Genomic DNA, 12966 nt, shown 5'->3' with positions numbered 1-12966 from the left:
GAATTCAGGGGCGCGCGGCCCCATCTCGTCGCCGCGTCGAATCCCTGTCATCCCGTCGAGGTATCATGCGTACTTGGCCGATTGTCGCTGCAATGGTCTCTCTTGGCACGGTCCTCGTGGCCGCACCTGCGCCCGCGCGCGCCGACATCCTCGTTCCCGACGCGCCCGACACGAACGGCATCCGCGCGATCGGGAAGGGCATCAAGGAGATCGGGGCCGAGAGCCTCCTCGTGCTCAATTACAGCAAGGAGGGCAGCACCTCCGCGATCCGGACCACGAACATCACCGGGCTCACGTTCCGCTATTTCATCCTCAAGAACCTCAACCTGGAGCTGAACGTCAGTTACTTCTACAAGGGCGAGAACGACGTCGCGCGGCAGGGCGGGGTGTTCACGCTCGGGGGGAATTACCTCATCAACATTGGAAGAGGGTTGTTCCTGAATCCCGGCATCGCGGGCGGCGGCTTCTACGGCAAGCAGCCCATCAAGGACGCGCCGAAAGGCACGCCGGCGCTGACGACGGTGGGCGGCACGGCGCGGCTCGGCTTCGGGCTCGCGTTTTATGCGAGCCCGAAGTTCAACTTGTTCGCGAGGCCCGAGGCCATCGTCTTCGTCGGGACGGTGGGAGACGGCTCCACCAGCTCCTCGCTCCTGAACGTCGACGGCGGCTTCAACGTCGGGATGAATTACGTCTTTTGAGCCGGGGATGGCTCGAGCACGACCAACTGCCCGAGCGCGTCGATCATCCCTACAACCTCGGTTCCCAGCACGAGGGCGCGTGCGGTTGGCTCGACGCACTCGCCCGTGCAGGTCCCGCCGACGTCCCACATGCGAATGCGGCCGCCCCCTGTCCGCGTGCAGAACCTCGATCCATCCAGCGAGGTGACGATCTCGACGACGGGATCCGCGCCTGCGTCGAGTGTCCTCACGACGACCGCGCGCTCGACGTCGACGTATCGGACCTTGCCCGTGGTATCGCCCACGAGCGCGAGCCGAACTCCCTGGTGCTCGATGCACGCGAGGCTGCGCACGGCTCCGACCGATGCAATCGTCACCCCAGCGACGGGGAGTGGCCGCCCGTCGCGGCCTGCGGCGTCGGGAATTCGATGACGGCGGAGGCTACCGTCTGCGCAGCCCAGGAGCACGAGCGACCCGGCTTCGTCGGCGAAAACGAGCGCCGTGATCCCGCCGGTGCCCTCGGCGGACAGCTCGGCCAAGGCGTGCTGGGAAGCGCTCGTCGGATCGTGAACGAACGCGCGGTGGCTCGACGGCGCCGCGTGAAGCAGGCGGGCACCGCCGCGCGCGATGGCGCGAAGGAACGCGCCGCCGTCGAAGCCATGCGCGTGCACGCTGCCAACGACGTGCCCCGAGGCGCGCGCGATCAGAGACACGGATTCGAGGTCGACGAGGGCCATCGAGGAGGGCCACGCGTGAAGAACCGCGCCGTGCAGCGGACGCGCGGCCTGCCCTTCCTCGTCCGCCGGCATGTACACGGCGCCCACGACCGAGCCACGCGCGGCTTCCCACACATGGGCCGGAAGGCCATAACCGGAGACGATGACGCGGCCCGGGGCAGCCTCGTCCACGACCGCGTGGTCGTACTTCCATTCGGGGTGGCCCGCGCTGAAGTCGCGCGGGGCTGGCTCGATTCTCCAGGTCAGGCACGATCCGTCGTCGAGCCACGTGACGAGCCGATCACGAGGCGAGACCACGAGCGCAGCGGGTTTTGCGTCGCCGTACGAAAACGCGTGGTGCGAGAGCACGACGTCTGCGACGACGGCGATCCCTGAACGATGTATCGTGAAGACGAGATCCTCGCTCGATCGCGCGAGCGCGAGCGGGGGCTCGTCGTCGTCGAGCCGATCGTCGTCGTCGAGCCGATCGTCGTCGTCGAGCCGATCGTCGTCGCCGGTCGTATCGGCCTCCGCGGCCCCGAGCTCGGCACCCGAGCTCGTCGCGTAGCGCATGGGCCCGCGTGCCGCGTCCCACAGAATAATCTCGGCTCCGTCGGACGTCACGACGCCGGCCGTGAGCTCACCCACGTCCTCTTCCTCTTCCTCGTCCTCGTCGAGGATCGTTCGAATCAACTCCCCTCGCTCGAACGAGACGAGCGATGCGTCGAACCAGCCGACCACGAGAAGCTCTCCGCTCTCCGGAACGACCGCGCAATCGACCACCTCCTCGCGCTCCCACGCGATGCGGCCTTCGTCGAGATCCCATACACGCAGGGTGCCGTCGCACGTCGCGGCGACGTACCGCCCACGCGGATGAAAGACGACACGTTTTGGCAGGAAGCGCGCCCCCGCCAAGCTCGGAGGTGGTGCCAGGCGCGAAACGAGCCGGAGCGTCGGCGCCATCGCCACGTCGTTTCGTCGTCGCAAGACGGGGATCATGACTCGACGGTCCTCCATGGCTCGGGTGCGAGCTCTGCGCGCTGCTCCTCGTGGCGGATCCTCGTGCCGTCCGCTCCTTCGACATCCTGGACGGAGAAGCGCGCGTGGGAGGGGCCGATGACGGCGACGAGCTCGGGGGGGTTGACGAACTGGACCTCGTGCTCCCCGCCGCAGCCGCTGATGGAAGCGATGGCGAAATGGTTGACGAGGCTCTCGGCGAGCGCGCGGGCGTCCGCGTCACGCGGCAGGTCGAGGGAACGAATCAAGGAACGTTGCATCGCGGGCGACAAGAGCACGGTCCCGTCGAGTACACAAGCGAATGACTAGCCCCCCCACGGCACCTCAGGGCCTCCGTGGAGGTGTTGCATGACGTACGTCCGTAGGACGCGAATGGTCGGGTCGGGTGGAACGTGGAGGCGGGGCGGGCTCGCCGTCCTCGGCGCGTTTGCCCTGTCGCTGCTGCCCGCGTGCAGCGGCGGTTGTTCGGTCGAGTTCGAGCGCAGCGAAGCGACGCACGCGGACGGCCTTTATCGCGGGCTGCGCGTCGGAGGAACGGAGCCCGACGGGGCGTTCGTCCTGGCGCAACACGAGCGCGCGCCGGGGGAGGAGGAGCTCGTCCTGGTCTCGCTCGCCGAGGGCGAAAAGCGCTCTTGCGCGATGGGCAAGGCCTTCGGGTACACCACGATCCCGCCGCAAGCCTCGTTCAACGGCGGCGAGCCACGCGTCGACGCTCGCCCGGCACGCATCGTGGCGCTCGAGGGAGAGCCCGGGGCCAAGAGCGGGGACCTGCGCATCTTCGACGCGTCCTGCGTGGAGCACCTGCGCGTGCCCTCGGTCGAAGCGTGGCCGTGGTCGATCTACAGCAGCGCCGAGAGCCGGGTCGAGGCCTACGCCGCGCGGACGACGTCGGGTGAGGTCGTGTGGATCGATCCCTGGGCCGGCTCGATGCGCACGATCTCCAAGGGCGCGAGCTTCTGGAAATACGCGGCGGAGACCTTCTGGCTGATCGAGGGCGGGCGCCTGGTCCTGCGTGATCGTGAGGGGAACACCTTGCAAACCGCGGGCGAGGGCGTCACCGAGGTCGTGGTCGACTCTACCGGAGAGGCGGCTTATGTGGATGCGTTGGGGCTCTGGGTGCTGAAGCTAGGGGATCCCGCGCCCATGGCCATCCCCACGGCGGCCGCGCCGTGCAAACCCGAGTACTTCTACACGGACTCGCTCAAGCTCGCCTACCGGGACGACTGCGCGGCCGGCGTGCTCGCGGTCCGGGACCTGACGACGGGGGACACACGCCTCGTCGCAGCCGGGGTCACGTCCGCGCGTTTCGTCCGCCGCGCCTCGAAGTCGTGGATCTTCTTCCAGCGCGAGGAGCCTGGGAAGAAGCGCGAGCTTTGGGCCGTCCCGGGGGACGGTGAGCCCGTGCTCGTCGGGACGAATCCGAAGCCCGACGGGTATGTTTGGCCGTTCCAGGAGGAGGGCTCTCTGGTCGAGCTCGATCACGACGGCACGAGCGGCACGCTGGGAACATGGACGCTGGAGGGCGGTTTTTCTCCGCTCCTCGAGGGCATCGGGGGGGCCTGGGTCCAGAACGGCACCCACCTCGCCATGGTCGCGGACGAGCAGGCGGAGGTCGGGACGCTCGTCGTGTTCGACAAGAAGACGCTGGCCGAAGCTCTCCGGGTCCCGCGCGTGCACCGCGCGACCCCGCGGTTTTCCTACCAGGCGCCCGCCCTCGGCTACGTCCACGGCTGGGACGACGCGCTCGGGGCAGGCACCCTCGGGGCCTGGGTCACAGCCAACGGACAGCAGATCGACGTCGATACGGGCGTCAGCGAATTCGACGAGATCTACTGGCCCGAGCCCGGCATCGTCTACGCGGTGCGCACGCCGGAACGCGCGGGCCTCTGGTCGGCTTATCCGGACCTCTAGCAGCCTGTGGAATTATCGTCGCGAGCGCCCCGAATCGTCGGTCGGAGCTCGTGACGAATCAATACGGCTTCGGCGCGAACCAAGCGCTGGCCTTGTCCCATCCGTATTGGCCGGCGGTGCGGTGCACCCGGCATGCGACGACGTAGAAGTCGGTGATGTGAGGCTTGTGTCTCTGCGTGACCTCGATCAACGTTCGGAGGTCGATCGTCTTCGCGTACCACCGCTTTCGCACGGTGACCACGTGCGGGCACCACCGGATGTCGCCGGCACCAATTCCAGGTCGCCGGTCCGGTCTGTTGTAGCCTCCTGCGGCATTCACGCCCGCCTGGGCGCTGTCGATGATGCCCGCGAGACCCTCGTAGTCATCCGGCGCGCCGTGGGCTGCATCGTTCAGGACCTTCGACAGTTCGTAATTCGGGCAGTGTCTCCCCGGCCCGACGTCCAGCGCAGCCAAGGCCGGGTTTCTCGACCCGTCCGACCGCATGTGCCTGTTTCTCGTGACGACATCGGTGATGGCGCCGGGACCATTGTTGAAGGGGATGCCGGGGGCCACATAGAAGTGGATGGTGGTATTGTTGGGAACGGCAAAGTAGCCGTCGCTGAAGTATCCATACGTCGCGCCGTGCGAGAGCGTGACGCAATCCGTGACGGGATTGTTGGGCGACTCGACGGGGCTTGGCCAGAACCAAAGCCGCGAATCGGTTATTTCAACCTTCTGAGCCATGTGCCTCCGGAGGACGAAGAGGACGCTTTCCTCGATGGGGCGCCTCGCGCCCGGAGCAGCATAGGATACCGGGGTCCGCTTCTGGGGAACAATCGGATGGGCATCGTCCGTCGTCCCGTTGGACATTCCGCCGCAGGTAGAGAGTTCCACGCCGCGCGACCAGGCCGTGGGTTCACGGATTCGATATCCTTACATGTACACAACCAGATTCCGCTCGCCGCTCCCGCTTCCGTGAAAGCGGCGGGACCTCGAGGGCACGGGCGGCCGGGAGCGGTGATGGGGAGGTTTTGGAGGAAGGAGGGCAGGTCGTGCGCCCGATGCGCCGCGGACTCGCTCAGCGGGAGCGTGTGGCCTTCGAACGGCTCCCGACGAAGGCCGCCAGGTGCTCGCCGGTCAGCGTCGACTTTTTCGCGACCAGGTCGGCCGGGGGGCCTTCGAATACGATCCGGCCGCCGTCGTGGCCCGCGCCCGGCCCGAGGTCGATGATCCAATCGGCGTGCGCCATCACCGCCTGGTGGTGCTCGATCACGATGACCGACTTGCCCGCGTCGACCAGCCGATCCAGGAGCCCGAGGAGCTGCTGGAGGTCGGCCAAATGTAGCCCCGTGGTCGGCTCGTCGAGCACGTAGACGCCGCCATCTTCGCCCATGTGCGTCGCGAGCTTGAGCCGCTGCCGCTCGCCCCCCGAGAGCGTCGGGAGCGGCTGGCCGAGCCGCAGGTAACCGAGCCCCACGTCGGCCATGCGCTTCAGGATCGCGTGCGCGGCCGGCGTGCGCGCCTCGCCGGCGCCGAAGAAGTCGACCGCCTCGGAGACCGAGAGATCGAGCACCTCGGCGATGTGGCGACCGCCGAGTTTGTACTCCAGCACCGACGCCTGGAACCGCCGGCCCTCGCAATCCTCGCAGACCGTGCTGACGCCGGCCATCATCCCGAGGTCGGTGTAGATCACCCCGGCGCCATTGCAGGTCGGGCAGGCGCCCTCGGAGTTCGCGCTGAAGAGGGCGGGCTTGACGCCGTTGGCCTTCGCGAACGCCTTGCGGATCGGCTCCAGCAGATCGGTGTACGTCGCCGGGTTGCTCCGCCGCGAGCCATGGATCGCGCTCTGGTCGATCGACACGACCCCGTCTCGACCCGACACCCAGCCGTGGATCAGGGTGCTCTTGCCCGACCCCGCCACGCCGGTCACCACCACGAGCACGCCGAGCGGGATGTCGACGTCGACGTTCTTCAGGTTGTGCCTGCTCGCGCCGCGCACCTTCAGCACGCCCGACGGCTTGCGCACCGAAGGCTTGAGGGAAGCCCGGTCGCTCAGGTGACGCCCGGTGAGCGTGCCGCTCGCCCGCAGCCCATCGAGGGTGCCCTGGAAGACGACCTCGCCGCCCGCGGTGCCGGCGCCGGGGCCGAGGTCGACGACGTGGTCGGCGATCACGATCGTCTCCGGCTTGTGCTCGACGACGAGCACGGTGTTGCCCTTGTCGCGCAGCCGGAGCAGGAGCTCGTTCATCCGCTGGATGTCATGCGGGTGCAGCCCGATCGTCGGCTCGTCGAAGACATAGGTCACGTCGGTGAGCGACGAGCCGAGGTGGCGGATCATCTTCGTGCGTTGCGCCTCGCCCCCCGAGAGCGTGCCGGAGGGCCGGTCGAGGCTGAGGTAGCCGAGCCCGATCTCCACGAACGAGTCGAGCGTGTGGCGGAGCGCCCCGAGGAGCGGCGCGACGGACGGCTGGTCCAGGCCGCGCACCCATTCGGCCAGGTCGCTGATCTGCATCGCGCAGGCGTCGGCGATGTTCTTGCCCTTGATCTTGGAGGACCGGGCGGCCTCGCTGAGGCGGGTGCCGCCGCAATCGGGGCAGGTGCTGAACGTCGCCACGCGCTCCACGAAGGCGCGGATGTGCGGCTGCAGCGCGTCGATGTCCTTCGAGAGGTACGACTTCTGGATGTTCGGGATCAGCCCCATGTACGTGAGGTTGATGCCGTCGACCTTGATCTTGGTCGGCTCCTTGTGGAGCAGGTCGTGCAGCTCTTTTTTGGTGAACTTGCGGATCGGCTTGTCCGGGTCGAAGAAGCCGCAGCCGCGGAAGATTCGGCCGTACCAGCCATCCATGCTGTAGCCGGGGATCGTGAGTGCTCCCTCGTTGAGCGACTTCTTGTCGTCGTAGAGCTGCGCCAGGTCGATGTCGTTGACCGAGCCGCGGCCCTCGCAGCGCGGGCACATGCCGCCGGCGCGGTTGAAGACGACCTTCTCGGCCTTGTCGCCCCCCTTCTGGAACGAGCCGACCGCGTGGACCGAGGGGACGTTGAAGGAGTATGCGTTGGGCGGGCCGATGAACGGCTTGCCGAGGCGACTGAAGAGGATACGCAGCATCGCATGGACGTCGGTCGCCGTGCCGACCGTGGAGCGGGGATCGGCGCCCATCCGCTCCTGGTCGACGATGATCGCGGTCGTCAGCCCGTCGAGCACGTCGACCTCGGGCCGGGAGAGCGTCGGCATGAAACCCTGCACGAACGCGCTGTAGGTCTCATTGATCATCCGCTGCGACTCCGCCGCGATGGTGCCGAACACGAGCGACGACTTGCCCGATCCGGAGACGCCGGTGAAGACCGTCAGCCGCCGCTTGGGGATCTCGACGCTGACGTCCTTCAGGTTGTTTTCGCGGGCGCCCTGGACGCGGATCAGGTCGTGGCTGTCTGCGGGATGCTGGGGGGTCGAGGTCATGTTCGCGATCTTTGCCATCGAGGGTCGAGGTGGGTCGTGAGGCGATGCGGCCGGCGGGTTCAGGACGTGCGTAGCTCGCTGCGCCGCTTGGCGACATACGGCAGCACGAACAAGTACAGGCCGGTGAACAGGAGCACGGCGAGCGGGAGCAGCGGCGAGAAAGTGATCCAGGCGGGAGGCTCTTGCCCCTGTCCCAAGCCCCGGGCGACGAAATTGGCGATGACGGTCACCGTGAAGGCAATGGATATCCAGCGATGGGTTTGTCGAATCCCCTGGTTCATGCGATCCTCGCGAGCAGGTCGACGAGCTTGCCGCCCATCATCTTCCAGCCGTAACGCGCGCCGCCGAAGTTCTGCTTCTGGCTCGGCTTGAAGCCCGATTGCACGAGGGACAGGCGCGTGCCCGACGCCGTGGGGGTGAGCGTGAAGGTCACGACGGTGTCGAGCTCCATGTCGCCGACGACCCACGCATAGCTGAGCTTCCGTTGCGCTTCGATCTCGACGAACCGGCAATGCACGGTGCCGTCCCAGCCGGGGAACGGCTCCGTCTTGAACTTGAAGGCCGATCCCGATGCGAGGTCGAGCTTTTGATCGACGACGGGCAGGAGCCACTCCGCGAGCAGCACGGGGTCGGTGAGCGCGCGCCACACTTTCTGGGGCGAATGCTGCAAATCGAATTCGAAGGAAAGGGATTCGGTCTGCGCGGGTGCGGTCTTGTCGGTGACGGTCATTCGTCCATTTTCTCCAGCAGTCGTTCGAGGCGATCGACGTGCTCCGTCCAGAAGGCGCGGTAGTGCGCGATCCAGTCGATGAGCGGCTTCATGCCGCGCGGCTCCACCCGGTAGTAGACGCAGCGCCCCTCGCGCCGGCCGTTCACCAGGCCGGCGTCTTTCAGGGCGGCGAGGTGCTGCGAAACCGCCGGCTGCGAGATGTCGAAGCGCGCGGTCAGGTCCTTCACGGCCGCTTCGCCGCGGGTGAGCGACTCGAAGATCGCCCGGCGGCTGGGGTCCGCCAGCGCCTGGAAGACCTTGTTCTCGGCAGCGACCGCGCTCTCCATGCTTGACGTATAAGCCGATGCTTATCGGTTGTCAAGGGCGGGGAGGGGGGCGCCCCGCGCAGGATGTCCGAACGCCGCCGCCCCCCGCGTCTGCTTCCGCCTCCGCGTCTGCTTCCGCCCCCCAGGGCAGCCGTTTGTCCTCGCCCGCGAGCCCCTTTCTCTCGTCTCCGCGGCTCTGCATCATGGTAGAACGCTGCCAGCAGGGCCCCATGTTCAAGCGCCTTTACATCCACAACTTTCGATGTTTGCAGAACTTCGAGTTGCCCATCGGTGACAAACCGTCGGCGCTCCTCATCGGGAAGAATGGAACAGGCAAATCGACGATCCGCCACGTTCTTGCTCTGCTGGCAGACTTGGCCCGGGGTACCAACCGCATCGGGCAGCTCGTCAAGGTCGGGGATTTCTCTCATGGCAGGACGGATGAGCCCATGCGCTTCGAGGTGGACGTCGAGCTGTCTGGTCGACTCTACCAGTACCGCCTGACCCTGGAGCTACCGCCTGGGTTCAAGGAAATCCGGGTGCAGACCGAAGAGCTCCTTCTGGCCGGGCAGCCCATCTATTCCCGAGAGCACGCCCAGGTCACCCTGAACAAATCTTCGCGCACGGCTCCAGCGGCCTTCCTGGTCGACTGGCACCTGATCGCCTTGCCCATCATCCAGGAGCAATCGGAGACCGACCCGCTCTTCCTCTTCAAGCGCTGGCTCGCGCGCTCCGTGATCCTGGCGCCGATCCCGAGCCTGATCACGGAGGAGTCTTCCGGCGAGACGCTCTGGCCGGAGCGCGACGCGCGCAACGTGGGCGCGTGGTTGGCCGGGCTCATGAACCATTCCCCCCGCGTCTACACGACCATCGATGGCTATCTCAGGGCGTTGTGGGCCGATTTCTGGGACATTCAAAACCCGCTCGTCGGGGGGGAAACGCGGAGCTTGAAGGTCCAGTTTCGCGAGGGGCAGCGGAGCCTGTCTTTGCCGTTCGGGGCGCTGTCGGACGGCGAGAAGTGCTTCTTCCTCTGCGCGCTCGTCCTGGCCGCGAACGAGGCATACGGCCCTATCTTTTGCTTCTGGGACGAGCCGGACAGCCACCTCGCGATCGACGAGGTGGGGCACTTCGTCATCGCGCTTCGGCGCTCCTTCGAGTCCGGTGGGCAGGTGCTGATGACCTCCCACAACCCGGAGACCATCCGCCGCTTCTCGGATGAAAACACGCTCGTCTTGTCCCGGCGAAGCCACCTGGAGCCGACGCGCATCAAGTCGCTCGAAGGTATCGGCGTGGAAGGTGATCTCATCGAGGCGCTCCTGCAGGGTGACGTCGAGGCATGAGCGTCAACAAGCACAAGCCCCACTGGCTGATCCTCCCCGAGGACGACGCCAACCGGCAGATCGCCACCGGCTTCGAGCTTTCGGTCCCGAACATCCAGGTCCTGCGAGTTGCGAATGGATGGGGCAACGTTCGGGACAGCTTCAAGCGGGAGCACAATCGCCAAATGCAGAAGTACCCCGAGCGCTTGATGGTCTTGCTCGTGGATTTCGACAACCAAGCGGATCGGCGGGCAGATGTCACCTCGGAGGTGCTGGATTCCTTCCGTGACCGGGTCTTCGTCCTCGGGTCCTATGTTCATCCGGAAAAGCTCAAGAGCGCGCTGGGGATGAGCTACGAGAAGATCGGCAAGGTCCTGGCCCGGGAGTGCGTGGAGGGGACAGGCGAGACCTGGGGGCACCCGTTGCTCCGGCACAACCGCCGCGACCTCCTGCGCATCCGAAAGCGCAATCCATTTCGCTGATACCCCCTACGTCTTCGACGACCGCTTCTTCCGCGGCTGCGGCAGCGGCCCTGTCCCGCGCGCCCGCCGCTCGCTCCCCGGCGGCACCATGAACCCCGCCGTCTCCAGCTCCCGCAAGGTCACCGCCCGCGCGTCCGCCGGGGCCGCGAGCGCCGCTCGGAACAGGATTCCTTCGAGCTCCGCGTCATTCCCCGGGAACTCGTAATCGACCAGCGCCGCCAATGCGCGCGGATCGATCCCCAGCGGCGCCTGCCGCAGCCGTTTCCCGATCCGCGTCAGCGCCTCCAGCACGAGCAGCGACAGATCCTCCCCGCGCGACGCGAGCGCCGGCAGCGCCACCGCGCGATCGCCGAGCCGATCCGCCAGCGGCTCCGCGAGCTTCCCGCCCGCCGCCAGCGAGTCCACCGTGCCCGGCAGCGCCACCACGAGCCCCACGTCCGCAGGCAACCCCGAGGCGATCCGCATCTGCACGAGCTCCGGCAGCACGTGCGCGTCGAGCAGCACGAGCGTCCCGCCCGCCGCCCGCGCGAGCGGCGAGGCCACCCGATCCTGCCACTTCGCCGGGTCGTGCTCGGACGGGGTCGTCCCGTCCACGATCACCATCACGCCCTTCTTCCGCGCCGACGCGAGGTGCACGAGCGCCGCCCATGCCACCGCGTCGATCCCGGGCGACGAGAGCAGCGTGACCGGCACGTCCATCGCTGCGAGCTGCTCCAGCCGTTGCACCGCCGCCTGCGCCGCCGGGCTGTAGAGCGCGACCCGCGCCCGCTGCTCGAAGCTCCTCGCGACCGCCTCGAACTGCCCCTCGATACGCCCGAGCTCCGTGGCGAGCCGCGCCCGCTCCGCCCCGATCTTGTCGAGGTCGTCCCGCGCCACGAGCTCACGCTCGCGCGAGCGCGACAGCATCGACGACACGCCGAGCACCGCGGCCAGCCGATCCGAGAGCTGCCGCAGCGCCCGCACGTCCGAGAGCGTCGACGGCGCGACGCGCGCCCCCGCCGGCACCGTCAGCGCCCCGATCGGGCCGTCCGCGTCGCGCACCACGCTCACCGCCGAGAGGTGGTTGTCCTCCAGCCACGCGATGAGCGGCCGCACCTCCGGCTTCCGCACCGAGACCGCGTGCATGACCTCGATTCGCAGGATCCGCTCGGGCTCCGCGTCCGCGAGCGCGACGAGCCGCGGCGGCATCTCGGCCTTTTTCGTGTGCATGAAGCCGGCGCGATCGACGCTCACCTGCTCGGCCGGGAAGAACCGGTAGAGCGAAGGCGGCTCGCCGCCTTGCCCGAGCGCGCCGCGCAGCTCGAAGAGCGCCGACCGCAGCGCCTCCTCCGGATCGGGCGTCATCGCCGCGCGCGCGGCGGCCTGAAGCGCCGGCAAGAGCCGCCCGCTCCCGGGCCCCGCCCGATGCGCGAGCCGCTGCGCCACGAGCGCCGCGAGCGCCGCCGCCCCCGCCGCCCCGAACGCCACCGGGCCCGCGACGGCCGGCCGCACGTGCGCCGTGTAGACCGCGCCGAGCGCGATGGGCGCGACGAGCCCCGTCGTCGCGAGCGTCAGCCGGAGGGCCGAGAGCACCGTCTCGGGCTCCCGGCTCGCCGCCGCGAACGCCGCGCCGAGCGACGCGAGCACCACCGCGATCGGCAAGACCCGCTCGGGCGGGAGCACCCGCGCCGCCGCCGCGAGGATCCCCACGGCGAGCGCGATCGAGCCGAGCCAGAGCGCCGCCTGCGCCCGCTCCGCCACGCCGATCTCCGCGCGCCGGCTGGCCGCGAGCCGCGCCGCCGCGAAGAGCTGCACGCTGAGCGAGCCGATCGACGCGGCCACGGTCGCGTAGTCGATGAGCAGCGGATCGAGCCCCTCGGTGCGCTCGGGAAACATCGCGGCCGCGCCCGGCAGCGCTGCCGCGACCACCCAGAAGAGCGCGGCGAACGCGGCGGCGTCGAGCCTGCGCGCCGACGGGCTCGGCTCGGCGAGCCCGCCGAGCGGCTTGATCCGCGCGATGGCCCAGAGCGAGCCCATCGCCGAGAGCGCGACGCCGAGGTTCTCCCCCGCCACGAAGCCCGGGGTGTTCGCCCCGCATCGCGAGGCGGCGAAGAGCGAGGCGCCGGCGATCGTCAGCCGCGCGGCCGAGCGCGCGCCGGGGTCGAGCGTATCGTCGCCGCGCCTGTCCTCCGCGGTCAGCCTCCAGCCCACCCCACACGCGAGCGGCAGGAGCAGGGCGACCCACGCGCTCCCGTCCCCGCCTGTCGCCCAGAGCCCCGCGACCGCGGCATACGCCACGGCGAGGGCTGCGATCCAGAGCGAGCGGGTGGGCCAGGACATCGCCCGGCAGGGTAGCGGAAGGGGGGCCGCTGGGCCAAAGGCCGGCCCCC

The 12966-nt window shown here is 68.5% G+C and carries 12 protein-coding genes; 4 read left to right on the top strand and 8 right to left on the bottom strand.

Features of this window, described 5'->3' with window-relative positions; translation table 11 throughout:
- Positions 1 to 65: 65 nt before the first annotated feature.
- On the top strand, positions 66 to 698 hold the full coding sequence (locus E8A74_RS12545) for a hypothetical protein (protein WP_136929214.1): 633 nt from the start codon (positions 66 to 68) through the stop codon (positions 696 to 698).
- On the opposite strand, the gene E8A74_RS52195 is transcribed toward E8A74_RS12545, so the two are convergent.
- On the bottom strand, positions 686 to 2380 hold the full coding sequence (locus E8A74_RS52195) for a hypothetical protein (protein WP_170229077.1): 1695 nt from the start codon (positions 2378 to 2380) through the stop codon (positions 686 to 688). The genes E8A74_RS12545 and E8A74_RS52195 overlap by 13 nt on opposite strands.
- 8 nt (positions 2381 to 2388) lie before the next feature.
- Positions 2389 to 2658 carry a hypothetical protein gene (locus E8A74_RS12530; RefSeq protein ID WP_170229076.1) on the bottom strand — a complete coding sequence of 90 codons (270 nt, stop codon included), beginning with the start codon at positions 2656 to 2658 and terminating at the stop codon, positions 2389 to 2391.
- 100 nt (positions 2659 to 2758) lie between these two features.
- Here E8A74_RS12530 and E8A74_RS12525 point away from each other — a divergent pair, with 100 nt between their 5' ends.
- Positions 2759 to 4321, top strand: coding sequence for a hypothetical protein (locus tag E8A74_RS12525; RefSeq protein WP_136929211.1), 1563 nt, complete (start codon positions 2759 to 2761; stop codon positions 4319 to 4321).
- Between the two features lie 58 nt (positions 4322 to 4379).
- Here E8A74_RS12525 and E8A74_RS12520 read toward each other — a convergent pair whose 3' ends face one another.
- The 5 genes from E8A74_RS12520 to E8A74_RS12500 form a co-directional block, all read right to left on the bottom strand.
- Positions 4380 to 5045: a putative adhesin gene (locus E8A74_RS12520; RefSeq protein WP_136929210.1), complete on the bottom strand. Its 666-nt coding sequence runs from the start codon at positions 5043 to 5045 to the stop codon at positions 4380 to 4382.
- 334 nt (positions 5046 to 5379) lie between these two features.
- Positions 5380 to 7761 carry an ATP-binding cassette domain-containing protein gene (locus E8A74_RS12515; protein WP_136929209.1) on the bottom strand — a complete coding sequence of 794 codons (2382 nt, stop codon included), beginning with the start codon at positions 7759 to 7761 and terminating at the stop codon, positions 5380 to 5382.
- A gap of 59 nt (positions 7762 to 7820) precedes the next feature.
- On the bottom strand, positions 7821 to 8042 hold the full coding sequence (locus tag E8A74_RS12510) for a hypothetical protein (protein WP_136929208.1): 222 nt from the start codon (positions 8040 to 8042) through the stop codon (positions 7821 to 7823).
- Positions 8039 to 8491 (bottom strand): SRPBCC family protein, encoded by a 453-nt coding sequence (locus E8A74_RS12505; RefSeq protein WP_136929207.1) that lies wholly within the window; start codon positions 8489 to 8491, stop codon positions 8039 to 8041. The genes E8A74_RS12510 and E8A74_RS12505 overlap by 4 nt, the downstream gene beginning before the upstream one ends.
- Complete coding sequence (locus E8A74_RS12500; protein WP_136929206.1) at positions 8488 to 8817, bottom strand: ArsR/SmtB family transcription factor; 330 nt, start codon at positions 8815 to 8817, stop codon at positions 8488 to 8490. Before E8A74_RS12500 ends, E8A74_RS12505 begins: the two co-directional genes overlap by 4 nt.
- A 209-nt stretch (positions 8818 to 9026) precedes the next feature.
- On the opposite strand from E8A74_RS12500, the gene E8A74_RS12495 reads away from it, so the two are divergent.
- Positions 9027 to 10136 carry an AAA family ATPase gene (locus tag E8A74_RS12495; RefSeq protein WP_136929205.1) on the top strand — a complete coding sequence of 370 codons (1110 nt, stop codon included), beginning with the start codon at positions 9027 to 9029 and terminating at the stop codon, positions 10134 to 10136.
- Complete coding sequence (locus E8A74_RS12490) at positions 10133 to 10597, top strand: hypothetical protein (protein WP_136929204.1); 465 nt, start codon at positions 10133 to 10135, stop codon at positions 10595 to 10597. The genes E8A74_RS12495 and E8A74_RS12490 overlap by 4 nt, the downstream gene beginning before the upstream one ends.
- Positions 10598 to 10603: 6 nt before the next feature.
- Here the strand turns inward: E8A74_RS12490 and E8A74_RS12485 are convergent, their stop codons facing one another.
- The gene (locus E8A74_RS12485; RefSeq protein ID WP_136929203.1) at positions 10604 to 12916 is read right to left on the bottom strand and encodes an AAA-type ATPase lid domain-containing protein; all 2313 of its coding nucleotides are present in this window, start codon (positions 12914 to 12916) and stop codon (positions 10604 to 10606) included.
- Between the last annotated feature and the right edge of the window lie 50 nt (positions 12917 to 12966).

Origin of the sequence: Polyangium fumosum (assembly GCF_005144585.1) — a bacterium.
GTDB lineage: Bacteria > Myxococcota_A > Polyangia > Polyangiales > Polyangiaceae > Polyangium > Polyangium fumosum.
Note: the sequence above shows the minus strand (reverse complement) of the source record. Positions and strands in the feature narration are given on the sequence as shown.

Excerpts from the sequence above, each read along its gene's own strand:
- E8A74_RS12545 (WP_136929214.1), top strand. The coding sequence starts at position 66 with ATGCGTACTTGGCCGATTGTCGCTGCAATGGTCTCTCTTGGCACGGTC.
- E8A74_RS12515 (WP_136929209.1), bottom strand. The coding sequence starts at position 7,761 with ATGACCTCGACCCCCCAGCATCCCGCAGACAGCCACGACCTGATCCGC.
- E8A74_RS12490 (WP_136929204.1), top strand. The coding sequence starts at position 10,133 with ATGAGCGTCAACAAGCACAAGCCCCACTGGCTGATCCTCCCCGAGGAC.
- E8A74_RS12485 (WP_136929203.1), bottom strand. The coding sequence starts at position 12,916 with ATGTCCTGGCCCACCCGCTCGCTCTGGATCGCAGCCCTCGCCGTGGCG.
- E8A74_RS12495 (WP_136929205.1), top strand. The coding sequence starts at position 9,027 with ATGTTCAAGCGCCTTTACATCCACAACTTTCGATGTTTGCAGAACTTC.
- E8A74_RS12510 (WP_136929208.1), bottom strand. The coding sequence starts at position 8,042 with ATGAACCAGGGGATTCGACAAACCCATCGCTGGATATCCATTGCCTTC.
- E8A74_RS12505 (WP_136929207.1), bottom strand. The coding sequence starts at position 8,491 with ATGACCGTCACCGACAAGACCGCACCCGCGCAGACCGAATCCCTTTCC.
- E8A74_RS12500 (WP_136929206.1), bottom strand. The coding sequence starts at position 8,817 with ATGGAGAGCGCGGTCGCTGCCGAGAACAAGGTCTTCCAGGCGCTGGCG.
- E8A74_RS12525 (WP_136929211.1), top strand. The coding sequence starts at position 2,759 with ATGACGTACGTCCGTAGGACGCGAATGGTCGGGTCGGGTGGAACGTGG.
- E8A74_RS12520 (WP_136929210.1), bottom strand. The coding sequence starts at position 5,045 with ATGGCTCAGAAGGTTGAAATAACCGATTCGCGGCTTTGGTTCTGGCCA.